Origin of the sequence: Frigoribacterium faeni, from assembly GCF_007988805.1 — a bacterium.
GTDB classification, from domain to species: Bacteria; Actinomycetota; Actinomycetes; order Actinomycetales; family Microbacteriaceae; genus Frigoribacterium; species Frigoribacterium faeni.
On sequence record NZ_BJUV01000017.1, the window covers coordinates 16,800 to 39,091 of the forward strand.

General features: G+C 71.9%; 24 protein-coding genes. 11 read left to right on the top strand and 13 right to left on the bottom strand.

What is annotated here, in order from left to right:
* Window positions 1-4: 4 nt before the first annotated feature.
* The 8 genes from FFA01_RS09400 to FFA01_RS09435 all read right to left on the bottom strand — a co-directional run bounded on the left by FFA01_RS09400 (window position 5) and on the right by FFA01_RS09435 (window position 6,816).
* Entirely contained in the window at window positions 5-1,228 is a 1,224-nt protein-coding gene (locus FFA01_RS09400) for a ferrochelatase (RefSeq protein WP_146855424.1), read from the bottom strand.
* Entirely contained in the window at window positions 1,225-1,992 is a 768-nt protein-coding gene (hemQ, locus tag FFA01_RS09405; protein WP_146855426.1) for a hydrogen peroxide-dependent heme synthase, read from the bottom strand. The genes FFA01_RS09400 and hemQ overlap by 4 nt, the downstream gene beginning before the upstream one ends.
* Window positions 1,993-2,080: 88 nt before the next feature.
* Window positions 2,081-2,308 (bottom strand): DUF3618 domain-containing protein, encoded by a 228-nt coding sequence (locus tag FFA01_RS15920; RefSeq protein ID WP_167627334.1) that lies wholly within the window; start codon window positions 2,306-2,308, stop codon window positions 2,081-2,083.
* Window positions 2,309-2,343: 35 nt separating this feature from the next.
* Entirely contained in the window at window positions 2,344-2,805 is a 462-nt protein-coding gene (locus tag FFA01_RS09415) for a phage holin family protein (RefSeq protein ID WP_146855430.1), read from the bottom strand.
* Window positions 2,802-3,074, bottom strand: a complete 273-nt coding sequence (locus FFA01_RS09420) for a hypothetical protein (RefSeq protein WP_146855432.1) — start codon at window positions 3,072-3,074, stop codon at window positions 2,802-2,804. The genes FFA01_RS09415 and FFA01_RS09420 overlap by 4 nt, the downstream gene beginning before the upstream one ends.
* 103 nt (window positions 3,075-3,177) lie before the next feature.
* The gene (locus FFA01_RS09425) at window positions 3,178-4,596 is read right to left on the bottom strand and encodes a protoporphyrinogen/coproporphyrinogen oxidase (RefSeq protein WP_244289782.1); all 1,419 of its coding nucleotides are present in this window, start codon (window positions 4,594-4,596) and stop codon (window positions 3,178-3,180) included.
* Window positions 4,597-4,611: 15 nt separating this feature from the next.
* Window positions 4,612-5,679: a uroporphyrinogen decarboxylase gene (hemE, locus tag FFA01_RS09430; RefSeq protein WP_244289783.1), complete on the bottom strand. Its 1,068-nt coding sequence runs from the start codon at window positions 5,677-5,679 to the stop codon at window positions 4,612-4,614.
* 129 nt (window positions 5,680-5,808) lie between these two features.
* On the bottom strand, window positions 5,809-6,816 hold the full coding sequence (locus tag FFA01_RS09435) for an NADP-dependent oxidoreductase (RefSeq protein WP_146855436.1): 1,008 nt from the start codon (window positions 6,814-6,816) through the stop codon (window positions 5,809-5,811).
* 161 nt (window positions 6,817-6,977) lie between these two features.
* Here FFA01_RS09435 and FFA01_RS09440 point away from each other — a divergent pair, with 161 nt between their 5' ends.
* From FFA01_RS09440 to FFA01_RS09450, 3 genes are all read left to right on the top strand, one after another.
* Complete coding sequence (locus FFA01_RS09440; protein ID WP_146855438.1) at window positions 6,978-8,249, top strand: glutamyl-tRNA reductase; 1,272 nt, start codon at window positions 6,978-6,980, stop codon at window positions 8,247-8,249.
* Window positions 8,250-8,307: 58 nt separating this feature from the next.
* Window positions 8,308-8,715, top strand: coding sequence for an NUDIX hydrolase (locus FFA01_RS09445; protein WP_146855440.1), 408 nt, complete (start codon window positions 8,308-8,310; stop codon window positions 8,713-8,715).
* Window positions 8,716-8,778: 63 nt separating this feature from the next.
* Window positions 8,779-9,420, top strand: a complete 642-nt coding sequence (locus FFA01_RS09450; protein ID WP_146855442.1) for a DUF4232 domain-containing protein — start codon at window positions 8,779-8,781, stop codon at window positions 9,418-9,420.
* Window positions 9,421-9,580: 160 nt separating this feature from the next.
* Here FFA01_RS09450 and FFA01_RS09455 read toward each other — a convergent pair whose 3' ends face one another.
* Window positions 9,581-11,545, bottom strand: coding sequence for a M13 family metallopeptidase (locus tag FFA01_RS09455; RefSeq protein ID WP_146855444.1), 1,965 nt, complete (start codon window positions 11,543-11,545; stop codon window positions 9,581-9,583).
* A 41-nt stretch (window positions 11,546-11,586) separates the two neighbouring features.
* On the opposite strand from FFA01_RS09455, the gene FFA01_RS09460 reads away from it, so the two are divergent.
* Both FFA01_RS09460 and FFA01_RS09465 read left to right on the top strand, forming a co-directional pair.
* Window positions 11,587-12,852 (top strand): uracil-xanthine permease family protein, encoded by a 1,266-nt coding sequence (locus tag FFA01_RS09460; RefSeq protein ID WP_146855446.1) that lies wholly within the window; start codon window positions 11,587-11,589, stop codon window positions 12,850-12,852.
* A 1-nt stretch (window position 12,853) separates the two neighbouring features.
* A complete protein-coding gene (locus FFA01_RS09465; protein ID WP_244289784.1) occupies window positions 12,854-14,179 on the top strand; it encodes an MATE family efflux transporter in 1,326 nt (441 codons plus the stop codon).
* Between the two features lie 69 nt (window positions 14,180-14,248).
* Here FFA01_RS09465 and FFA01_RS09470 read toward each other — a convergent pair whose 3' ends face one another.
* Window positions 14,249-14,935 (bottom strand): hypothetical protein, encoded by a 687-nt coding sequence (locus FFA01_RS09470; protein ID WP_146855448.1) that lies wholly within the window; start codon window positions 14,933-14,935, stop codon window positions 14,249-14,251.
* 206 nt (window positions 14,936-15,141) lie between these two features.
* On the opposite strand from FFA01_RS09470, the gene FFA01_RS09475 reads away from it, so the two are divergent.
* On the top strand, window positions 15,142-15,672 hold the full coding sequence (locus tag FFA01_RS09475; protein ID WP_146855450.1) for an RNA polymerase sigma factor: 531 nt from the start codon (window positions 15,142-15,144) through the stop codon (window positions 15,670-15,672).
* Entirely contained in the window at window positions 15,662-16,945 is a 1,284-nt protein-coding gene (locus tag FFA01_RS09480) for a hypothetical protein (RefSeq protein ID WP_146855452.1), read from the top strand. The genes FFA01_RS09475 and FFA01_RS09480 overlap by 11 nt, the downstream gene beginning before the upstream one ends.
* Before the next feature lie 350 nt (window positions 16,946-17,295).
* On the opposite strand, the gene FFA01_RS09485 is transcribed toward FFA01_RS09480, so the two are convergent.
* Complete coding sequence (locus tag FFA01_RS09485) at window positions 17,296-17,763, bottom strand: DIP1984 family protein (RefSeq protein WP_146855454.1); 468 nt, start codon at window positions 17,761-17,763, stop codon at window positions 17,296-17,298.
* A gap of 155 nt (window positions 17,764-17,918) precedes the next feature.
* Between FFA01_RS09485 and FFA01_RS09490 the strand changes: the two genes are divergently transcribed.
* From FFA01_RS09490 to FFA01_RS09505, 4 genes are all read left to right on the top strand, one after another.
* Window positions 17,919-18,833, top strand: a complete 915-nt coding sequence (locus tag FFA01_RS09490; RefSeq protein WP_146855456.1) for a hypothetical protein — start codon at window positions 17,919-17,921, stop codon at window positions 18,831-18,833.
* On the top strand, window positions 18,833-19,195 hold the full coding sequence (locus FFA01_RS09495; RefSeq protein WP_146855541.1) for a GntR family transcriptional regulator: 363 nt from the start codon (window positions 18,833-18,835) through the stop codon (window positions 19,193-19,195). Before FFA01_RS09490 ends, FFA01_RS09495 begins: the two co-directional genes overlap by 1 nt.
* A gap of 209 nt (window positions 19,196-19,404) precedes the next feature.
* The gene (locus FFA01_RS09500; RefSeq protein WP_146855458.1) at window positions 19,405-19,755 is read left to right on the top strand and encodes a histone-like nucleoid-structuring protein Lsr2; all 351 of its coding nucleotides are present in this window, start codon (window positions 19,405-19,407) and stop codon (window positions 19,753-19,755) included.
* Window positions 19,756-19,757: 2 nt separating this feature from the next.
* A complete protein-coding gene (locus FFA01_RS09505; protein WP_146855460.1) occupies window positions 19,758-20,255 on the top strand; it encodes a CarD family transcriptional regulator in 498 nt (165 codons plus the stop codon).
* Window positions 20,256-20,276: 21 nt separating this feature from the next.
* On the opposite strand, the gene FFA01_RS09510 is transcribed toward FFA01_RS09505, so the two are convergent.
* Window positions 20,277-21,353 carry a LacI family DNA-binding transcriptional regulator gene (locus tag FFA01_RS09510; RefSeq protein WP_146855462.1) on the bottom strand — a complete coding sequence of 359 codons (1,077 nt, stop codon included), beginning with the start codon at window positions 21,351-21,353 and terminating at the stop codon, window positions 20,277-20,279.
* Window positions 21,354-21,441: 88 nt separating this feature from the next.
* Window positions 21,442-22,164 carry a GntR family transcriptional regulator gene (locus FFA01_RS09515; protein ID WP_146855464.1) on the bottom strand — a complete coding sequence of 241 codons (723 nt, stop codon included), beginning with the start codon at window positions 22,162-22,164 and terminating at the stop codon, window positions 21,442-21,444.
* Window positions 22,165-22,292 lie beyond the last annotated feature (128 nt).

The window sequence follows — 22,292 nt, forward strand, 5'->3', positions numbered from 1 at the left end:
GGCGCTACGGGACCAGACCCGAGAGGGCCGGCTTGAAGCCGAGGCGCACGTTCTCGCAGCAGCCGGGGCGGCAGACGTCGTACCAGGGGCCGAGGTCGGTGACGTGGGGGCGGTCCTCCGCCGGGACGCCGTCGCGACGTTCGAGCACGAGATCGACGAGGCCGGTCACGTAGTTCGGGTCGATGCCGGGGGTGGGAGTCCGGACGGCCCAGAAGCCGTTCTTCTCGCTCGTCTCGAGGGCCTCGTTGTCGAGGTCCCACATGACCTCCATGTGGTCGCTGACGAAGCCGAGCGGCACGATGACCACCGCACGGGTCGGCCCGCCGGCGAGGTCGTCGATCGCGTCGTTGATGTCGGGCTCGAGCCACGGCATCGAGGGGGGCCCGCTGCGGGACTGGTAGACGAGCTGCCAGGGGACGGTGCTCCCGCCGCCTTCGGGGATCTCGAGGTCGAGGGCGGCCTCGGCGGCGGCCATGACGACCTCGGCGACCGCCTTGTGCTGCGCGGCGTAGGCGCCGTCGGCGTCGAAGCCGCGCGACTGCGGGCCGCTCTTGGCCGCGTCGGTCGAGGGGATGGAGTGCGTCGCGAAGAGCACCTGGATCTCGCTCGAGAGGTCGAGGTCGTCGAGTTCGGCCCGGGCCTTGAGCAGCGCGTCGCGCACGCCGTCGATGAACGGCTGCACGAAGCCGGGGTGGTCGAAGAACTGACGCACCTTGTCGATCTGGATCTTGTCGGCCAGCCCCGTGTCGTCGAGCGCCATCGCGAAGTCCTCGCGGTACTGCCGGCACGAGCTGTACGACGAGTAGGCGCTCGTCGCGACGGCGATGAGCTTGGTGAACCCGCGCTGGTCGGCCTCGCGGACGGCGTCGGCCATGTAGGGATCCCAGTTGCGGTTGCCCCAGATCACGGGCAGGTCGATGCCGCGGCGCTGCAGCTCCGCCTCGAGCGCGGCCTTGAGCTCGCGGTTGTGCTCGTTGATCGGGCTCACGCCGCCGAAGTGCCGGTAGTGCGTCGCCACCTCTTCGAGTCGCTCTTCGGGGATGCCCCGCCCGCGCGTCACGTTGCGCAGGAACGGGATGACGTCGTCCTGGCCTTCGGGTCCGCCGAAGCCGGCGAGCAGGATGGCGTCGTAGTCGGTCGGCTCGCTCACGTGCTCCGGGCCGCGCTCGGCGGCCGGGGTGGCGTTGCGGACGAGCTCGCCGTTGGTGATTCCGCTGGTGTCGGTCACGACAGAACCTCGATGATCTCGCTGGTGGTGATGCGGCGGCCCGTGAAGAACGGGATCTCCTCGCGGACGTGCCGACGGGCTTCGGTGTAGCGCAGGTCGCGCATGAGGTCGACGAGCTGCACGAGCTCGGGGGCCTCGAGTGCGAGGATCCACTCGTAGTCGCCGAGCGAGAAGCTCGCGACGGTGTTGGTGAGCACGGCGCGATGCTCGGACCCCTGCTTGCCGTGGTCGGCGAGCATCTGCCGACGCTCGGCCTCGGGCAGCAGGTACCACTCGTAGCTGCGGACGAACGGGTACACCGTCAGCCACGCCTCCGGGTCTTTGCCGCGCATGAAGGCGGGGCTGTGATTGCGCGAGAACTCGGCCTCGCGGTGCATGCCCATGGCGTTCCAGGTCGGCAGGAGACCGCCGAGCACGTCGGTGCGGAGCAGCTGCCGGTAGGCGGACTGGACGGCCTCGGGCACCTCGCCGTGCAGCCAGATCATGATGTCGGCGTCGGCCCGCAACGCGCTGACGTCGTAGAAGCCGCGCACGACGACGCCTTCGCCGGCCAGGGACCCGACGACGGCGTCGAGCGCCTCGGCGTCGGTCTCGTCGGGCGAGAAGGGGTTCTTCGGGTCGCGACGGAGCACGGCCCAGAGGGTGTAGCCGAGACGCTCGGCGCCTTCGGGGGCCGAGGCGGCGGGCACCGCCTGGGCGGTCGGCGCGGCGGGTGATTCTGACGTCGGCAGGACGGGTGCTGGGCCGTCGGCGCGGGAACTCATGCGACCATTCTCTCCCTCTCGCGGCTGGGAGCCCAACCAGGTACTTCCAGTTCGAGAGACCTGTGGAGAGCGCCCCGGCCGGGGAGGATCAGCGCGATCGGACGGCGGCGACGAGGATGCCGCCGACGGTCAGCGCGACGACGCCGGCGCCGGCGAGCCACGGCCACTTGTCGCGCTCGTACGACGCCTTGGCGCGGTGTCCGGCGATGCCCAGCTGCTTGGGCACGTTCAGCTTGTCTTCGATCTCGTTCAGGGTGGCGGCCAGCTCGGCGCGCGTGCGGTCGATGTGACCCTGGATGTCGTTCGTGTCGCTCACGGTGGCTCCGATCGGTGCGGGGAGAGGGGGACGGCTCAGGACTCGTCGAGGCGCGTGCGCGGGATCGTGCCGACGCCCTTGATCGCCCGGACGTCGCGCTTGAGGCTCGCCAGCGTCTTCTCGGGGACGACGGGGAGCCCGACCTTGATCTTCTTGTAGCCGACCCAGCCGAGGATGCCGGCGCCGATCAGCAGGGCGACGGCCACGATCAGGGCCGACAGCCAGCCCGGCAGCCAGATGGCGATGAGGAGCACGATCGCGGTCAGCAGCACGCCGAGGGCCGCGAACACGAGCACGAGGGCGCCGACCACGAAGCCCGCACCCAGACCGAAGGCCTTGAGCGTGCCGATGATCTCGCTCTTGAGCAGCGCGATCTCGCCCTTGACGAGGTCGGTGACCAGCGTCGGGACGTCGTGCAGCAGCGTGAACAGCGAACGCGAGCGGGTCCGTGAACCGGAGTCGTGTCGGATGCGGTCGCTGCGGGTGGAGTCGGTCATCGAGTCGTGCCGGTGCGGGTGGACTTCTTCTTGCCGCCCCCGAACGCCTTGACGACGACGAACTTCACGCCGTCGACCGCCGCGTCGACGGCATCGGCCGTCTTGGCTCCGGCGAAGTCCTCGGCCTTGACCACCTGGCGCTGGACGGCGCGGCTGTGCCAGAGCTTCGACGACTTCTCGGCGATCTGGTCGTAGCGGTCTCGTCCGGCCCGGGCACCCAGCACGAAGCCGAGGGCTGCACCGGCGACGAAGATCAGTTTGCCTCGCATGTCGCTCCATTCGTGGTCTGCGCGCAGGAGTCGCCCGCGCGCGACACCAATCTAGCCCGCGCGCGCCGCGAGTTGCCCGACCGCGAGGTCGTTCGCCCGCCGATCACCTGATGGCGGGGACGGACCCCTCCGGCGCGAGGAGCGCCGCAGCGGTCGCGCGGGCCTGCGCGATGACGGCGGCCAGCCCCCGGCCGGCCACGGCACCGCCGATCCGGTGCACCCCGGCGAGGGGGATGACGGAGGCGGTGCACGCCTCCTCGGGGACGGGTGCGAGGGGTGCGTCCCAGGCGACGCGGGCCCAGCCGTCGACGGCCTCGGGGTCGATGCGCACTCCGAGCAGCACGCTCGCGTCGGCGACCGCCACGGCCCGCAGCTCGGCGTCGGGCGTCGTCCGCTCGACCACGGGCGAGTCGTAGCTCAGCCGGAGCACGTGCCGCCCGCCGGCGAGCTCGGCGAGCCAGGGCCATTTGACCGTCGCGTGGGTGACCGCCTTGGCGCGCACGTCGAGCGCACCCGGCGCGACGAGCACCCCGGTGCCGCGCGGCCCGGCGTCGAGCGCCGGTTCGCGGACCACCAGCGTCACGAGCGTGATGAGACCCTCGGCCGAGGAGGCGCGACCCGCCAGAGCGCGCCCCGCACCGTCGCCGACGGCCAGCACCACCGCATCGGCCACGATCCGTTCGCCGTCGACGGTCACGGAGGCGCCGTCGAGGGCGGTGACGTCGGCCCCGAGTCGGATCTCGACGCCGAGCCGGTCGAGGTCGGCCACGAGGGCGTCGACGAGCCGCGCGTTGCCGCCGCGCAACCCGGCGACCGCCGAGCCGGCCGGGGCCAGGGCGCGCAGGCTCAGGACGGCCGCGGCCAGCGAGCCCTCGCGCAGGAGGGCGGTGCGCAGCCCGGGCGACACGCGGTCGAGCGGGAGGTCGTCCGGGTGCCGGGAGTGCACGCCACCGACGATCGGCGTGACGAGGCGGTCGAGCACGGCGTCGCCCATCCGGGCGCGGACGAAGGGCCCGACCGCGACCTCGTCGGCGCCGACCTCGGGCGGCTGCCGGTCGAGGCGCGCGGCCTCGGCGGCGGCGTCCGGTCCGATCACCCGGACGACGTCGGGGGCCGAGAGGTCGCCGGGGATGCCGAGCAGCCCGGTGCGGGGCAGCGGGAACGCCTCGCCGTCGGCCTGGTGCACCCAGGCGCCGCGCCCGTCGGGCAGCACGATGTCGTCGGCCAGGCCGAGCTCGTCGAGGTACGCGGCGACCGTCCCGCCTCGGGTCGCGAAGCTCTCGGCCCCCGAGTCGAGGTCGATGCCCGCGACGGTGTGCCGGCCGACCTCGCCGCCGAGCCGGTCGGCGGCCTCGAGGAGCAGCACGCGGGAGCCGCCGCGGGCGAGCTCCCGGGCCGCGACGAGACCGGCGACGCCTCCCCCGACCACCACGGCGTGCAACCCCGCCGCGGCGCGCGACCCGCCCGCGCCGTCACCGGCCGGACCGTCGCCGGTCGAGGTGGCGCGCATCGGGTCGGTCACGGGGTGGGCCTCTCTCTAGAGCGTGTGGGCGAGCTCGACGATGCGGGTCAGCACGTCGGGGTCGGTGTCGGGGTTGACGCCGTGGCCGAGGTTCAGGACGTGAGCGGGGGCCGCGCGGCCCCGCTCGACGACGTCGCGGACGTGCGCCTCGAGCACGGGCCACGGGGCCTGCAGCAGTGCGGGGTCGATGTTGCCCTGCAGCGGCGTCGAGCCGCCGAGGCGACGGGACGCCTCGTCGAGCGGGATCCGCCAGTCGACGCCCATCGCGTCGGTGCCCACGTCGCGCATGGCGGTCAGCACCTCGCCGCTGCCGACGCCGAAGTGGATCCGCGGGACACCGAGGTCGGCCACGTGCGACAGCGCCCGGGCCGAGTGGCGGGCGACGTTCGCCGTGTAGTCGGCGAGCGACAGCGACCCGACCCACGAGTCGAACAGCTGCGCGGCGCTGGCGCCGGCGAGCACCTGCGCGCGCAGGAAGGACCCCGTGACGTCCGCCGCCCAGGTGAGCAGCGCCTCCCACGTGTCGGGGTCGCTGTGCATCAGCGTGCGGGCGCGGATGTGGTCTTTGGACGGGCCGCCCTCGACCAGGTAGGCCGCCAGGGTGAACGGGGCGCCGGCGAACCCGATCAGCGGCGTGCCGCCGAGCTGCGCGACCGTCTGGGCGACGCCCTCGGCGATGGGCGCCAGCGCGTCGGGGTCGAGGGGGCGGAGCGCCGCGACGTCGGCCGCCGTGCGGATCGGCGACTCGAGCACGGGCCCCCGGCCGGGCACGATGTCGACCGCCACGCCCGCGAGCTTGATGGGCACGACGATGTCGCTGAAGAAGATGCCCGCGTCGACCCCGTGACGACGCACCGGCTGCAGCGTGATCTCGCTCGCGAGGTCGGGGGTGAGGCAGGCGTCGAGCATCTTCGTGCCGACGCGCAGCTCGCGGTACTCGGGCAGCGAGCGACCGGCCTGGCGCATGAACCACACGGGCAGCGTCTCGGGCCGGTCGCCGCGCAGCGCGCGCACCAGCGGCGCCTCGGTGGTCAGGCCGGTGGCGAGGGGGTGCTGCTCGGGCAGTCCGTGGGTCGAAGTCACGTGCTCGATTCTCCCATCGACCGCTGGACGTCTGATCGAGGTGCCCCGACGGGGCCCCTTCGGCGCCGGCATCGCCCGCGCCGGGTCACCTCGACGACGCGACGAGCCCGGAGGCCGAGGAGGCGCGGGTCAGCCGACCTCGACGACCATCTTCCCGACGTTGTCGCCGCGCATCAGCCCGGTGAACGCGTCGAACGCCGAGTCGATGCCCTCGACGACGGTCTCGTCGTGGACGACGTCGCCGTTCGCGAGCCAGGGGCCCATCTCGGCGGCGAACGCGGGCGCGATGTGGCGGTAGTCGCCGAGCGTGAAGCCCTTCATCGTCAGACCGCGCGTGACCATGTTCGTCATGCCGGTGATGCCGACGGGGGCGCCGGTCGAGTTGTAGTTCGCGATCGACCCGCAGAGAGCGGCCCGTCCGCCGTCGCGGAACGACGCGAGCGCCGCCGACAGGTGGTCGCCGCCGACGTTGTCGAAGTAGAGGTCGATGCCCTCGGGAGCGGCCTCGGCGAGCAGCTCGGCGACGTCGCCGTCCTTGTAGTTGAACGCCGCGTCGAAGCCGTACTTCGACGTGAGCAGCTCGACCTTCTCGGCGGAGCCGGCACTGCCGATGACGCGCGAGGCGCCCTTCAGCCGGGCGATCTGCCCGACCATGGTGCCGACCGCGCCGGCCGCGCCCGAGACGAACACGACGTCGCCCTCGCGGATGCCGGCGATCTCGGTGAGGCCGACGTAGGCGGTGAGGCCGGTGAGGCCGAGCACGCCGAGGTAGGCGGACAGCGACACCCCCTCGACCGGTCGCACGGCACGGAAGGAGGCCGCGCCTCCCTGGGCCACGTCGCGCCAGCCGAGGTCGTGCTGCACGACCGTCCCGACCGGCAGGTCGTCCGACCGTGACTCGACCACGCGGCCGATGGCCCCGCCGGTCATCGCCTCGTCGAGGGCGAACGGGGGGACGTACGACTTGACGTCGTTCATCCGACCGCGCATGTAGGGGTCGACCGACAGGAACTCGTTCTGCACCCGGACGTCGCCGTCGGTCAGGTCGGGGAGCTCCACCTCGACGCGCCGGACGTCGTCGGGGGTGGGCTCGCCCTGGGGGCGGGCGGCGAGCTGCCACTGGGTGCTGATGGTCATGATTCTCCTGTCATCGGGCCGACCGTCGTGGTCGACGAGGGGCTCGTGTTGCAAGACGCAACACCACGCGAACATTCCCGTGGTCGAGTCTCGACCCGATCGTCGTCTCGACGTCGAGCCATCACCCAGCCGGATCGCGCGTCGAGCGTTACCATTGACTGGTGCTCATCTGCCTGACGGCGTCCCATCGGAACGCCAGCTTCGACCTCCTCGAGAAGTTGAGCATCGGCGCACCCTCCGCGGTCAGCACCCTCGTCGACGGAAGCGACTTCGTCAACGGCGCCGTCGTCCTCGCGACCTGCAACCGGTTCGAGGCCTACCTCGACGTCGACGAGCCCCTCACCGCCGGCAGCGCCGTCGCGGTCGAGGCCACCATCGTCACGATGAGCGACGCCAGCGACGTCGCCGCCGACAGTCTCCGCGACAGCGTCCGCGTCATCACGGGCGACGAGGTCGTCGAGCACCTCTTCGCCGTCAGCGCCGGTCTCGAGTCCGTGGTCGTCGGCGAAGACGAGATCTCCGGTCAGGTCCGCCGCGCGCTCGAGCGGGCTCGCGAGGTCGGCACGACCTCCTCTGACCTCGAGCGCCTCTTCCAGAAGGCCTCGCACACCTCGCGCGGCGTCAAGAACCGCACGAACGTCGGAGGCGCGGGTCGCTCGCTCGTGCGTCTCGCCCTCGACCTCGCGGCCTCGCGGGTCACCGACTGGTCCGAGGCCCGCGTCCTCATCGTCGGCACCGGCCAGTACGCCGCGACGACGGTCACCGCCCTGCGCGACCGCGGCGCCGACCAGCTGGCCGTGTACTCGTCGTCGGGACGCGCCTCCTGGTTCGGGCTCAAGCACGACGCCACCCCGTACGACGACCTCGCCGCCGCGATCGCGTGGAGCGACGTGCTCATCACCTGCACCTCGACGACCGAGCCGGTCGTCACCCCCGACGTCGTCGCCCCCGGGGCCCGCAGGCTCGTCATCGACCTGGGTCTCCCCCGCAACGTCGACCCGCTCGTGACAGAGGTCGAGGGCGTCGAGCTGCTCGACCTCGAGACGATCAGCCTGCACGCGCCCCTCGCCGAGCTCACCGCCGCCGACGACGCCCGCGCGCTGGTCTCGACCGCCGCAGCGGAGTTCCAGGCGGTCGCCGCCGAGCAGTCGCTCACCCCCGCCGTCGTCGCGCTGCGCAAGCACGTCTTCGATCTGCTCGACGCAGAGATCGAGCGGGCCCGCACCCGCGGCGACTCGTCCGAACGGACTGAGGCCGCCCTGCGGCACCTGGCGGGCGTGCTGCTGCACACCCCGTCGGTCCGAGCCCGCGAGCTCGCCCGCGAGGGCCGCGGGGAGGAGTTCCGCGACGGACTCGAGGCGCTGTTCGGTCTGACCGCGACCCGGGGCGCCGCCTCCGCCGCCCCGCTGCACGCCGTCGGCGACGCCGGCTGACCCACCCCACCTGACGCCCGACCGCTCGGGCGTCCGACCCGGCTGCGAGGATGTCGGGATGCAACCGATCGTCGTCAGCGCCCTCGCGCTGATCCGTGACCGCCGCCTCCTGATGGTCACCGCGCGCGAGCGCGACGTGCTCTACCTGCCGGGCGGCAAGCTCGAGCCGGGCGAGTCGCCCGTCGCCGCTCTGATCCGGGAGTCGCGCGAGGAGGTCGCCGTCCGACTCGACCCGGCGACCGTGGTGGAGCTGTTCACGGTCCGGACGCAGGCCCACGGCGAGCCCGACGGCCAGGAGGTGCACATGACGCTGTTCGCGGCCGAACCGGCCGACGACAGCCCCGAACCGCGGGCCTCCTCCGAGGTCGGCGAGCTGCACTGGGTCACCTCCGCCGACGCCGTGCGCTGCCCGCCGGCCGGAGTGGCGACTCTGCAGGGCCTCCGCGACCGCGGGCTGATCGACTGATCCGGGTCGATCCGGTTCGCGCACGACACGGACGCTTTCTGCGCATCGTGCAAAAGTGAAGACATGAACAGACTCGCGCTGCCCTTCGCCGTGACGTTCACGGCACTCGTCGCCCTGACCGGCTGCACGTCCGGCTCGTCCGGCGTCGAGACCCCCACGGCCACCGTCACCGACACGGCCACCGTCACGGCGACCCCGTCCGCCGCGGCGAGCGCGACGCCCTCCGCCCCGGCCGGCGTCGACGGCGAGGACGGCGGGACGGGCGGACCCGACACCGCCGAGGGAGCCTGCCGCACGGCCGACCTGGCGGGCAGCACCGCCGACGACGGCGGCGGCGCGGCGGGCAGCGTCGAGATCGCCATCGTGCTGACCAACACCGGCGCGACCTCGTGCACGCTGCAGGGCTGGCCGGGCGTCTCGTTCGTCGGCGGAGGCGACGGCACCCAGATCGGGGCCTCGGCGAAGCAGGACGCCGCCTCGCCCCACGAGACCGTGACCCTCGCCCCGGGAGGCGCGGCGCGGGCGTCCCTGCGCGTCACCCAGGCGCTGAACTACTCCAACGCCGAGTGCGCACCGCGCGACGCCGACGGCTTCCGGGTCTACCCTCCCGGCGAGACGGAGTCGCTCTTCGTCGAGAGCGCGCAGGTCGCCTGCTCGAGCGAGTCGGTCGAGCTGCTGACCGTGGGAGCCCTGCAGGCCGGCTGACCGGCCCGCCGCCGGCGACGCGAGCTGAGCAGCCACCACGCCAGGCGCGAGCTGAGCAGCCACCACGCCAGACGCGCGCTGATCAGCCACCACGCCAGAAGATGGGCACAGCGCCAGATCTAAGCCTGGTGCCGTGCCCATCTCGTGGCGCCGTGCTCCGCTACCAGATGGTGACCCGCTCCTCCTCGGGGAGCCAGGCGGCGTCGGTCGACGTGACGTCGAACGCCGCGTAGAACTCGTCGATGTTGCGCACGATCTGGTTGCACCGGAACTCGTTGGGCGAGTGCGGGTCGATCGACAGCAGGCGGACGGCCTCCTCGTCGCGCAGGGTGATCTGCCAGGCCTGAGCCCAGCTGAGGAAGAACCGCTGAGCGCCCGTCATGCCGTCGATCACCGGGGCCTCGGCCCCGTCGAGCGAGAGCACGTAGGCCTTGTAGGCGATCGACAGCCCGCCGAGGTCGCCGATGTTCTCGCCGATCGTCAGCGCGCCGTTCACGTGGTGGTCGGGCACCTGGGCCGGTGCGAGCGCGTCGTACTGGGCGATCAGCGAGGCGGTGAGCTTCTCGAACGCCTCGCGGTCGGCGGCGGTCCACCAGTCGCGCAGCCGGCCGTCGCCGTCGTACTTCGAGCCCTGATCGTCGAAGCCGTGGCCGATCTCGTGCCCGATGACGGCGCCGATGGCCCCGTAGTTCGCGGCGGCGTCGCGGGTCTCGTCGAAGAACGGGAACTGCAGGATGGCCGCGGGGAACACGATCTCGTTCATGCCCGGGTTGTAGTAGGCGTTGATGGTCTGCGGCGTCATGAACCACTCGTCGCGGTCGAGAGGCTTCCCGATCTTGCCGAGCTCACGGTCGAAGCCGACGGCGGCCGTGGCCCGCACGTTGCCGACGAGGTCGGCGGGGTCGACCTCGAGGGCCGAGTAGTCGCGCCACTTCTCGGGGAAGCCGATCTTGGGCGTGAACTTCTCGAGCTTCTCGAGGGCGCGCTGCCGGGTCTCCTCGGTCATCCACTCGAGGCCGGCGATGCTCTGACGGTAGGCCTCGACCAGGTTGGCGACGAGCACGTCCATCGCCGTCTTGGCCGCGGGGGCGAAGTGCCGCTCGACGTAGATTCGGCCGACGGCCTCGCCCATGGCGCCCTCGACCAGCGAGACTCCGCGCTTCCAGCGGGCGCGCTGCACGGGGGCGCCGGTGAGGGTGCGGCCGTAGAAGCCGAAGTTCTCGGCGACGAACGGAGTCGACAGGTACGCCGCGGACGACCGGACGATCTGCCAGCGCAGCCAGTCCTGCCAGGCCGGGAGGCGCTCCTCGGTCAGCAGCGAGGCCAGACCGGTGACGAACGAGGGCTCGCGCACGACGAGCTCGTCGAACACGCGCTCCGGTGCGCCGACGGCGTCGCGCCAGACGGTCAGGTCGACGCCCTCGGCGAGCGCCGCTGCGGCGTCCCAGCCGAGCAGGTTGTAGGTCGCGTCGCTGTCGCGGGTGGCGACGTTGTCCCAGTGGTGGGCGGCGAGCGCGGTCTCGAGCTCCATCACGCGGGCGGCGCGCTCGGCGGCGTCGTCGAATCCGGCGAGGTCGAGCATGCGCTCGACGAAGGCGACGTAGGAGGTGCGGATCGCCTCGAACTTCTCGTCGCGGTAGTACGACTCGTCCGGCAGTCCCAGCCCGCCCTGTTCGACGAAGAGCACGTAGCGCTCGGGGTCGCCCGGGTCGTTGTCGACGAAGAGCTGGACGAAGCTGGCCACGCCCTGCTTCTCGAAGCCGCCGACGAGGCGGAGCAGGCCGGCGACGTCGGTCACGGCGTCGACCGGCTCGAGCAGCGGGCGGATCGGCTCGACCCCGAGCGCCTCGACGCGCTCCTCGTCGAGGAAGCTGGTGAAGAGGTCGCCCACCTTGCGGGCCTCGGTACCCGGCTCGGCGTCCTGGGACTCGTGGATGATGTCGCGCACGGCCGCCTCGGCCTCCTCGGCGAGGACGTAGAACGAGCCGTAGCGGGCCTTGTCCTCCGGGATCTCGGTGCGGGCGATCCAGCGCCCGTTGACGTGGCGGAAGAGGTCGTCCTGCGGACGCACCTCCGGGTCGAGTTCGTCGGTCAGGATTCCGGAGGTGAGGGCGTCGCTCGTCATGCGCGCCAGCCTACGACCGAGCCCCCGCTACAGTTCTGAGCATGGCACTCCCCTGGTCGTTGCATGGCGACGGAAGAACGGTCGACTCCACCGAGATCGTGGCCCCGGAGGAGCGCCTCACCTGGCCGCGCACCATCGGCCTGGGCGGTCAGCACGTCGTGGCGATGTTCGGCGCGACCTTCCTGGTGCCGATCATCACCGGGTTCCCGCCGAGCACGACGCTGCTCTTCTCCGGCATCGGCACCCTGCTCTTCCTGATCATCACGAGGAACAAGCTGCCGAGCTACCTCGGCTCGTCGTTCGCGTTCCTCGCGCCGATCGCCGCGGCGAAGGACGTCGGCGGCATCCCCCTCGCCCTCAGCGGCATCATCGTCGTCGGGGCGCTGCTGGCGATCGTCGGCGTGGTCGTGCACCTGGCCGGGACCCGCTGGATCGACACCCTGCTGCCGCCGGTGGTGAGCGGAGCCATCGTCGCCCTGATCGGGTTCAACCTGGCGCCCGCGGCTCGGGACAACTTCGCGCTCGCTCCTCTGACCGCGGTGATCACCCTCGCCGCCGTCGTGCTGAGCGCGGTGCTGTTCCGCGGGCTGCTCGGCCGCCTCTCGATCTTCGTCGGGGTGGTCGTGGGCTACGTCGCGGCCCTGCTGCTGGGCGAGGTCGACTTCTCGGCCGTGCACGACGCCGCCTGGATCGGCCTGCCGACCTTCACCGCACCGGCCTTCGACCTCGCGGCGCTCCCGGTCTACCTCGGGTTCCTCCCGGTGGTGCTCGCGTTGATCGCCGAGAACGTCGGGCACGTCAAGGGCGTCGGTCAGCTGACCAAGCGCAACCTCGACCCGCTGACCGGTCGGGCGCTCTTCGCCGACGGCCTCAGCACGGTGCTGGCCGGACTCGGCGGCGGCTCGGCGACGACGACCTACGGCGAGAACATCGGCGTGATGAGCGCCACCCGCGTGTTCTCGACCGCGGCCTACTGGGTGGCCGGCATCGTGGCGATCCTGCTCGGCCTGTCGCCGAAGATCGGCGCCGTCATCTTCACCATCCCGCCGGGGGTGCTCGGCGGCGTGACGACGGCGCTGTACGGCCTGATCGGGGTCATCGGCATCCGGATCTGGGTCGAGAACAAGGTCGACTTCAGCCGACCGAAGAACCAGCTGACCGCCGGCATCGCCCTCATCATGGGCATCGCGAACTTCACCCTGACGCTCGGCGGCGCGACCTTCGGCGGCATCATCCTCGGCACGGTCGCGGCGATCGTGGTCTACCACCTGATGTCGCTCGTCGGCCGCGCCCGCGGCACCGACTGAGGTGCGCCTCCGGTCCCCTCTCGATCGGGAGATCGTCCGGCTCGCCCTGCCCGCCCTCGGCGCGCTGATCGCCGAGCCGCTCTTCCTCCTCACCGACACGGCCCTGATCGGGCACCTCGGCTCCGTGCCGCTCGCCGGTCTCGGGGTGGCCGGGGTCATCCTGCAGACGGCCCTGGGCCTGCTCATCTTCCTCGCATACGCGACGACGCCGACGGTGGCGAGGAGGCTCGGTGCCGGTGATCGCGCCGGCGCCATCCGCGCCGGCATCGACGGCCTCTGGTTCGCGCTGCTGCTGGGCGTGGTGCTGGCGGTCGCGGGGGCGTTCGCGGCGCCGTGGCTCGTCGGGCTGTTCGGCACCGCCGCTCCCGTCGAGGCGGCCGCGACGACCTACCTGACCGTGTCCATGATCGGCCTGCCCGGCATGCTGATCGTCATCGCGGCGACCGGTCTGCTCCGCGGGCTGCAGGACACCCGCACGCCGCTGGTCGTGGCCGGCGTCGGCTTCGCCGTGAACGCCGGGCTGAACGCCGTGTTCATCTACGGTCTCGGCTGGGGGGTCGCCGGCTCGGCCGCCGGCACGGTCGTCGCGCAGTGGGGCATGGCGGCCGTCTACGTCGTCATCGCGGTGCGGGCGGCGCGCGCGGTCGGGGCGGACCTGCGCCCGGGCCTGGCCGGCGTGGGCCGGACGGCGCGCTCGGGCGCGTGGCTGCTGGTGCGGAACGCGAGTCTGCGGGTCGCGATGATCGCGACCGTGGCGACCGCCGCCTCCTCGGGGGTGACGGGGTTGGCGACCATCCAGGTCGCGCTGACCCTGTTCAGCACCCTGGCGTTCGCGCTCGACGCCCTCGCGATCGCGGGGCAGGCGATGATCGGCCACTCGCTCGGCGCCGGCGACCGCGACCGCGTGCGGGCCGTCATGCGTCGGCTGCTGGTGTTCGGGATCGGCGGCGGGGTCCTGCTCGGCGCGCTGATGGCGACGCTGTCGGGGGTGCTCGGTCCGGTGTTCACCGCCGACGAGGGGGTGCGCGACCTGCTGCCCGGGGTCGTGCTGGCCATGGCCGTGGGGATCCCCCTGGCGGGCTTCGTGTTCGTGCTCGACGGCGTGCTGCTCGGGGCCGGCGACGCCCGCTACCTCGCGCTGGCCGGCGTGCTCAACGTGGTCGTCTACCTGGCGATCCTGGTGCCGGTCGAGCGCTCCGTCGGCGACGGACCGGGCTCGGCCGTGGCCCTGTGGTTCGCGTTCGGTCTCGGCTACATCGGCATCCGAGCCGTCACCCTCGGGGTGCGGGCGGCCGGCAGCCGGTGGATGGTCGTCGGGGCCCGATGAGCGCAGGAGGCGCGGTGCGGGTCGTCCCCGCACCGCGCCTCCTCGAGGTCCCGGCCTCGGAGCGCTCGATCAGCCGCAGAACTCGGTCGGCGGAACGGGGCCGACGCCCAGGGCGATGGTGTTCACCGGGCTCGCGGCGGCGCCGTCGGACGAGGGACCGCTGCTGAAGACGAGCCAGTCGCCCGCGTCGCCCTGCACGCCGCGGTACTCGGTGCCGTTGTACTCGCCGGTCACCGCGATCGACGGGTACGCCGCGGTGAGCTCGTCCACCGTCGAGCCGATGCCGATCCCCTCGGCCGTCGTCGGCGACGTCGCACCGTCCGGCACCAGGCCGACGCCCAGTCGGATGCTCGTGATCACGTCGCTGTCGACGTTCTCGGTGCCGATGTAGATCGACGGGACGGCGTCGCTGTCGTAGACCGTCACCGGGCACTCGGGTGCGCCGTCGTTCGACGTGGTGGTGAAGGCCGTCATCGACTCGGCGGCGGCGGCGGCCGATCCGCCGAGGGTGATCGGGCCGATGCCGGTGGCCGAGACGACCCACGACGCGGGGTCGGCCAGGTCGATCGTCGGGGTGGGGGTCCCGGTCTCGGGGGTGGCCGAGGGCGCCGGCGAGGTGCTGGGCGACGCGGCGACCGAGCTCGTCGTCGGCGAGGGCGCGGACGCGTCGGTGTCCGACGAGCTCGTGCAGCCGGTGAGCGCCAGGCTGCCGACCGCGAGGGCCGTCAGGGCGACGATGAGTCGGGACGTGTTCATGTGAGGCGGTCTCCTGACCTGGGATCGGGAACGCCTGTCGTCCCCCCGATCGCCACGCTAGTCGGGACGACGAGGGGCGGGCGTCATCCCTCCGAGTGACGCAGGACCGCCGCTGGTCGCGCCTCCCGTCACCGGCACCCGGGTCTTTTGCGCCGATTCGGTCAGGTTCGGGTTTTCCGCGACACTCCTCTAGTGAGGGGGTGGAGATGGACGTGGAGACACTCAGCGACGCGGATCTGACGAGACGCGCCGCGACGGGGAGCAGACAGGCGCTGTCCAGCCTGTTCGACCGCCATGCGACGACGATCACCCGGTACGCCTGGGCGCTGGCGTCGAGCCGGACGGACGTGGCGGAGATCGTGCAGGACACCTTCGTGACGATGTGGAAGAGGAGCGGCGAGATGGCGCTGCCGCACGACTCGCTCCTGCCCTGGCTGCTCGTCGTCTGCCGCGGCCACGCCCTGAACCCGGCTCGCATCCAGGCCGGCGCCCCGTCGACTCCGCTGGCCGACCTCCTCGCGCCGCTCGAGGGCGACGACGCGCGCGACAAGCTCCGCTTCGTCCGTGCCGAGATCGACGCTCTCAGCCCCCTCGACCGGCAGCTCTGCGAGCTCTGCCTGGTCGACGGTCTCCCGTACTCCGAGGCCGCCGCCCGACTCGGGCTGCGCTCCCACACCACACGCGTGCCCCGCTCACGCTCGCGACTGCGGAAGGCGGTGACGCACGATGAACACTGAACCCCCCACCGGAGACGACCTCACCCGGATGCTCGTCTCGATGAAGACGAATGTCCTCGAGCGGGCCGCCGACGTGCCCCGCCGACGTCGCGGACACCGCTTCGGCATCGCCTTCGGCCTCGTCGCCCTGCTCGGCGTCGGCACGGCCGGCGGCGGCGTCGCCTTCGGCCTCATCCCCTCGCCGTTCGAGGGCATCGCCCAGTCGGAGCCGACGGTCGTCGAGTCGACGGAGCCGGCACCGACGCCGAGCGCGACCGCGGCGCCGGCGCCGAGCGCGCCTCCTGCGGCCGAGCCCGACTACAGCCCTCCGCTCTCGGCCCTGCCGATGGACTGCACGACCCTCGCGTCGGAGTCGTCGCTGACGTCGCTGCTGCGGGCGCCGGAGCTCCCCGTCCTGTCGACGCGACTGCACACCGTCGAGAAGGCCGGGAGCATGGAGGCCGGAGTGCTCTCCTGCAGCTGGGACTCGGACGGCGATGCGGCGTCCGCCAGCCTGGCGGTCGGGGTGTCCCCGGACACGGCGACGGGTGGCGAGAGGATCGCGGAACAACGCACGGCCGGAGCCTCCGACCAGGGCGTCGGGGACGCGTCCACCGTGCAGTGTGTGGCGGAGCAGATGAGCTGCCGCGGGAACGTCGTCGTCGGCGACTACTGGATCGAGTACTCGTACCGCGAGTCACCGACCCTGAACGCCGGCATCGTGGCCCTGCTCACCGAGCAGATCGGGCGCATGGCCGAGGTCGCCCGCGCACAGGAGCCGCAGGCGGCGTGGGAGATGCCCGAGGCGGGTGCGAAGTGGGTCGCGACCGGCGACTGCTCGACCCTCCTCACGACGGTGCCGATGAGCACGCTCGTCGAATCGCCGGCCATGGCGGACGTGGGCATCGACTCCGTCTACGAGGCGGGTCCGGACGGGACGTCGGTGAACCTCGGCTCGGCCTACCACTGCACCTGGTCCACACCGGAGACCGACGCCGTGCCCTACGAGAGGATCGACGTCGGCGTCGACCCGGGTGGACGGTGGGCCTTTGACGCACGCTCGGTCGGCTTCGCGGGAACGGACACGTACAGCGTGAGGACCGAGGAGCCGATCGACGTGGCCGGCGCGCAGGACGCCACCCTCCGCTGCGAGCAGATCGAGATGGAGGCCTGCGGGATCGATGTGCTCGTCGACGACTCGTGGTTGCAGATCGGGTTCGAGAGCGGGTTCGACCGCGACCAGGCTCCTCTGCTGGTCGCCGTCGCGGAGTCGCTGATCGCGGCCCGCGGCTGAGGGCGGCCCGCGGCTGAGGGCGGCCCGCGGCAGAGGCGGCCCGCGACGGTTCCCATGGATCGTGCCGAAGATTATGAGCTACGGCCATTGCTCATAAAAACGACGTGGGTCTTTATGAGGACCACGGTCCGACCCGTGTGCGCGGTGAGATCCCCGATCCCACCCTCGACGGGCCCGGCCAGCACACGGTGATGAGACGTCGTCGATGAGACGTCACCTGTGCGGCGTGCGGGGCTGCATCATGCGGGGATGGCGCTGCCCTCGCGCCGACAGAGGACCGGATCGACCGCCGGCCCACGGCTCGTGCTCGCTCCGGGCGTCGTCTACCGACTCACCGCGCGATGTCCGACTCAGTTCTGCAGCTCGGCCTCCCAGTTCGTCCGCTGGATCTCGACGTCGAGCTCGCGGAGCTCCTTGGCGACGTCGTCGGCCTGACGCCGCAGATCACTGACGGGCAGCGCCGCGAACTGGCGCAGCTCGCTGCGCATCTGCCGGTAGCCGCCTCCGGATCCCTGAGCGGCGTCCGCGGACCGGCTCAGCAGCGAGTGCCGGGCCCGGAGGGTCTCGCGGCGCGCCAGGGCGCCGGTCATCGTCATCGCGCCGTCCGCGAGGGTCACGGTCGCGTTCGTCAGGTTGATGGCGACGACGAGCTCCTCGAGCCGGTCGAGCGCGTCGGAGGCCTCCTCGACGAGCGCGGAGGCGTCCTCCTGGGGCTCCTCGCCCTCCTGGTATCTCGCGTTCTCGGCGATGCGCGAGCGCATCTGCTCGATGCGACGTTGCAGGTCGGCGCGCGTCATCAGCGCCTCAGCCAGTCTCATCACCCGATCGTCGCAGACCGCGGGCCGCAGGGCCACCGGTCACGGGACCGCGGGAGGCGCGGTGCCGGCGCCACCGACACCGCGCCTCCTCGATGTATCAATCAGGTGACACAATCATGTATCGTTCACTTGATACAAACGGGGAGGGTGACGACATGGTGTGGATCTGCTTCTGGGTGCTCTGGCCCGTCGGGGGCGGCCTGGTGCTGGCGGTGGGCTGGTGGCTGCTGCGGACACGGAGAACCGACCCCCACGACAGGCGACCGCCGACCTCCGGAATCGTCGCCGGATTCCTGCTGCTGACCATCGCGATCGCCGCCCGTGTCGTCTTCGGCCCCCTGGCCTTCGTCCTCGATCTTCCGAGCGGGCTGTCGAGCGCCTACTCGGATCTCCGCTTCGCACTGCCCCTGGTGCTCGGCGTCGTCGGGCTCGTCATCGTCGCATTCCCGTTCAGCGCCCGGAGAACCGGGGGTGCCGCCGACCTCGCACCGCGAACCCCGTTCAGCTTCGCCCGAGGCGGTTGGTTCGTGGCTCCGACTGTCGTCCTGGCGGCCATCCTCGCCCTGACCATCGCGGCCGGCCTCGCGTCCGAGCGTGACACGTCGACGGGTCGCTACGACGCGTACACCGTCGCCATCGGCGGCGAGACCAGCATGGGGACCACCATCTACGGCTGGTTCCACTCCGTGCCGTGCCTGATCGCGATCGGCGTCCTGATCGCCGCCGCCGGCGTCGATCTGGTGCTCATCGCCCGTCCGGCACTCGCGCGCGATCGCGATCACGACAGACGACGTCGGACGACGCGCACCCGGACCGTGCTCGCCCTCGCGACCGGCTCACTCCTGCTCCATCTCGGACTCGTCCTCGACTCGCTCGCGGGGACAGCGACCCTGCGGGGTCGGTTCTCGACATCGGTGGGGCCTCTGGACTCCTGGACGCCGTTCGCGGCGCTCGAGCCCGCGCTCTCCACGACATCCGGCCTGGCGACCGCATTCGGATTCGCTTTCTGGTTCGCCGTCCTGCTCGCCGGGGTCCCCGCACGACGATCACCCGAGACGTCACGACCGTGATGATCTCGCTCTCGGGCTCCGTTCCGCCGACGGAGCAGATCCGCGATCAGATCCGAGGTCTGATCGCGTCGAACCGCCTCGCGGCGGACGAACGGCTCCCCTCGGTCCGCCAGCTCGCGAACGACCTCGGCGTCGCACCGGGAACGGTCGCCAAGGCCTACAAGGCCCTCGAGATGGAGGGCTACGTCGTCGCCAGAACGGGAGGCGGGACCCGCGTGAGCCGGAGAGCCGCGACGACCCCACGGCCCGTCCTGGAGGCCGCCCGGCGCCTGGCCGAGACGAGCACCGAGTCCGGAACGGGCCTCGATGATGCCGTCCGCATCCTCCGGGCGGTCTGGCCTGAGCAGCCGACGGACCGGTGATCTCGACATCCACCTGAATAATTCTCGGTAATAAGTTCCGCTCGACGCTAAAGGCTTCTTCTTATCGAACGTTCGTCGCTTATAAAGCCGATGACGAATGCGGATATCGCTTATCGCGCGGACCTCGGGAACAGCACGGAGTTCGGGTTCCGAAAGGCATTGCGAATAGCGTAAACTGGGCTTTCCATCTTTTGTCTCGGAGAATCCACTTGGCTCAGAAAACGCTCATCCAGCTCGTCGACGACCTCGACGGCACTCCCATCGCCGACGGCGAAGGCAAGACCGTCAGCTTCTCGATCGACGGCGTCTCGTACGAGATCGACCTCAGCAACGACCACGTCGACGAACTCGACGCGGCTCTCGCCACGTTCGTGTCCGCAGCGCGCAAGACCTCCCGCTCCGGCGCCGGCCGCGCATCGACGGGCCGCACCGCGTCGACCAAGTCGAACCCCGAAGATCTGCAGAAGATCCGCGAATGGGCCAAGAGCAATGGGCACGCCGTGTCCGACCGGGGTCGCATCGCCGCCTCCGTCCGCGACGCCTACACCGCGGCGCACTGATCATGACGACGACATACGACGTCGGCACGACGCTGGTCTACCCCCACCACGGTGCTGTCACCATCACCGACCTCACCACCCGTAACGTCAAGGGCTCGCCCACCGAGTACATGTCGCTCCGGGTTCACACCAGCGATCTGATGATCCAGATCCCGACCGGCAACGCGGACGACATCGGCGTCCGCGAGGTCATCGACCAGGCCGGCGTCGAGCGCGTCTACGACGTGCTCCGCACCTCCGAGGTCGAAGAGGCCGGCAACTGGTCGCGTCGCTACAAGAGCAACCAGGAGAAGATGACCAGCGGCGACGTCTACAAGGTCGCCGAGGTCGTGCGCGACGTGTGGCGTCGCGATCAAGACAAGGGCATCTCCGCCGGCGAGAAGAGCATGCTCGGGCGCGCCCGGCAGATCCTCGTCTCCGAGCTCGCCCTGGCGCTCGACACCTCCGTCGAGGACGCCGACGCGGCACTCGAGGGCGTCCTCGCCACACCCGCCGCCTGAGCCCTCGGGTTCGAGCAGGCGTCACACCCCGGCTTCACGCGGCGGCGCCGTCGTGCAGCCGGGGTGGAACACGCTCGTGAACGTCTGCGACTCCGCAGGAACGCCGGCGAGCAGGTCGAGCAGCGCCCGGCCCGCCGCCCGGCCCTTCTCGACCGCCGGCTGACGCATCGTCGTCAGATCCGCCGCCCGAGGGTCGTCGAGACGGATCCCGTCGAACCCGACCACGCTCAGCTCGGCGGGCACGGCCAACCCCAGCTCGGCCGCCGCCGCGATCACGCCCGAGGCCAGCAGGTCGCTCTGCGCCACGATGGCCGTCGGCCGATCGGCGGGCGGCACATCCAGCAGGAGCATGCCCGCACGGTGCCCCTCGGACGTCCAGCTTCCGGCCGTCACCACGCCGCCGGCACCGGGGAACACCTCCCGCACCCCCGCGAGGCGCTGCAAGGCCGTATGCGTCGTCCCCGCGGCGACCCGTTCGTCGGTGATGCGTCCCAGCTCCCTCGTCGGCCCGAGCTCGAGAGCCACGACCGCGACCCGCCGGTGACCCAGTTCGCGCAGGTGCCGTGCCAGCGTGCGCGAGGCCTCCACATTGTCGAGACCGATGTCGAGGACCCCGTCCATCGGCCGGGCCTCGATCGACACGACCGGCATCCCCCGCCGACGCACGACCGCGACCGACTCGTCGAGACGCAGGCTGCAGCCGAACAGCACCACGGCGTCGAGCGGTGCGTCGATCAGGCGGGACTGCGCGGGCGTCGTCTCCGTCAGCAGCAGCAGCGAGTTGTCCGCCGGCCCCGTCACGTCGGCCAGTCCGTCGAGCATGGCCACGTTGACCGGATCCCGGAACGCGTCGCTCAGACTCGACTCGATCACCGCCCCGACGATGCCCGAACGACCCCGGCGCAACGACCGGGCGCGGGGGTCGGGGCCGCCGTAGCCGAGCTCCTCGGCGACGGCCAGAACCCTCTCGCGGGTGGCGGGCGACACCGGACCGGCCCCGCTGAACGCCAGGGAGGCGGTGGAGGCGGACACCCCGGCGCCCCGCGCGACGGCGGCCAGCGTCGGTCTTTCGGCGGCGGCCTTCTCTGCCCGGCTCATGGTGATGCAGCCTAGCCGGGGCCCCTGACGGGATCCGGGCCGAGGAGGCGCGGGTCGAGCAGGTGCCCGAGGTCGCCCCGCCCGGTGGTCAGGGCAGGTCGGGGGCGAACGCGATCGCGTGGTCGGCGACGAGCCCGGGGATCGCCCGCCAGTCGCCGTAGTGGGCGGCCGACTCGATGAGGTCGACGATGCGTCCGCGGACGTCGTCGCCCAAGGCCGGCGTCGAGCCGTGCACCCGCAGAGCGGCCGTGCTGGCGAAGACCGAGAGCGGGTCGAGCACCTCGCGCTCGAGGCGCGCGGCCTCGTCGGGCTCGAACGTCGTCAGGAGCGGTCGGGCCAGCTCGACGAGTCGCTCCACGTCGGCCGGCATCACCAGCCCGTACGCGTCCGCCAGCGTGGGCTGAGGCTGCGGTTCGGGAAGCTGCTCGAGCAGGGGGCCGAGCGTGAGCGCCGACTCGATCGCGCCTCCCAGGCGACGCAGCAGGGTCACCGTGCTGAGCGGGTGCAGACCGACGACCGCGACCCCGCCGAAGGGCGGCCGCAGCAGCACGCCGATGCGGCAGAGCACGTCGATCGCCCGACGGACCTCGGCGCGCGACGTGCCGAGCTCGCGGACGACCGCCTCGACGTCGATCACGTCGCCCGGTCGGTAGCGCCCCGTCGCGACGTCGACGAGCATCAGCTCGGTCGTCGGCGCAGAGGGGTGGTCGACGCCGGATCGGACCTCGTCCGGTCGGACGCGGCGGGCGTCCACCTCGGCGGGGCGGGCGCCGTTCGGCATCGGGCTGGTCATGGGCGTCGTGGTCGGCATGGCTGATCCTCCGGGTCGTGGGGGTCGGTCGCGGGGTGAGGCGACTCGTTCTCGATGTCGGCACCCGCCGACACTCTGAACATATGTCGCATTTCACACTCTGTCAACCGGCGGGAGCGGGGTCGCCG

Excerpts from the sequence above, each read along its gene's own strand:
- hemQ (WP_146855426.1), bottom strand. The coding sequence starts at position 1,992 with ATGAGTTCCCGCGCCGACGGCCCAGCACCCGTCCTGCCGACGTCAGAA.
- FFA01_RS09415 (WP_146855430.1), bottom strand. The coding sequence starts at position 2,805 with ATGACCGACTCCACCCGCAGCGACCGCATCCGACACGACTCCGGTTCA.
- FFA01_RS09420 (WP_146855432.1), bottom strand. The coding sequence starts at position 3,074 with ATGCGAGGCAAACTGATCTTCGTCGCCGGTGCAGCCCTCGGCTTCGTG.
- FFA01_RS09435 (WP_146855436.1), bottom strand. The coding sequence starts at position 6,816 with ATGACCATCAGCACCCAGTGGCAGCTCGCCGCCCGCCCCCAGGGCGAG.
- FFA01_RS09445 (WP_146855440.1), top strand. The coding sequence starts at position 8,308 with ATGCAACCGATCGTCGTCAGCGCCCTCGCGCTGATCCGTGACCGCCGC.
- FFA01_RS09450 (WP_146855442.1), top strand. The coding sequence starts at position 8,779 with ATGAACAGACTCGCGCTGCCCTTCGCCGTGACGTTCACGGCACTCGTC.
- FFA01_RS09455 (WP_146855444.1), bottom strand. The coding sequence starts at position 11,545 with ATGACGAGCGACGCCCTCACCTCCGGAATCCTGACCGACGAACTCGAC.
- FFA01_RS09460 (WP_146855446.1), top strand. The coding sequence starts at position 11,587 with ATGGCACTCCCCTGGTCGTTGCATGGCGACGGAAGAACGGTCGACTCC.
- FFA01_RS09470 (WP_146855448.1), bottom strand. The coding sequence starts at position 14,935 with ATGAACACGTCCCGACTCATCGTCGCCCTGACGGCCCTCGCGGTCGGC.
- FFA01_RS09475 (WP_146855450.1), top strand. The coding sequence starts at position 15,142 with ATGGACGTGGAGACACTCAGCGACGCGGATCTGACGAGACGCGCCGCG.
- FFA01_RS09480 (WP_146855452.1), top strand. The coding sequence starts at position 15,662 with ATGAACACTGAACCCCCCACCGGAGACGACCTCACCCGGATGCTCGTC.
- FFA01_RS09485 (WP_146855454.1), bottom strand. The coding sequence starts at position 17,763 with ATGAGACTGGCTGAGGCGCTGATGACGCGCGCCGACCTGCAACGTCGC.
- FFA01_RS09490 (WP_146855456.1), top strand. The coding sequence starts at position 17,919 with ATGGTGTGGATCTGCTTCTGGGTGCTCTGGCCCGTCGGGGGCGGCCTG.
- FFA01_RS09495 (WP_146855541.1), top strand. The coding sequence starts at position 18,833 with ATGATCTCGCTCTCGGGCTCCGTTCCGCCGACGGAGCAGATCCGCGAT.
- FFA01_RS09505 (WP_146855460.1), top strand. The coding sequence starts at position 19,758 with ATGACGACGACATACGACGTCGGCACGACGCTGGTCTACCCCCACCAC.
- FFA01_RS09510 (WP_146855462.1), bottom strand. The coding sequence starts at position 21,353 with ATGAGCCGGGCAGAGAAGGCCGCCGCCGAAAGACCGACGCTGGCCGCC.
- FFA01_RS09515 (WP_146855464.1), bottom strand. The coding sequence starts at position 22,164 with ATGCCGACCACGACGCCCATGACCAGCCCGATGCCGAACGGCGCCCGC.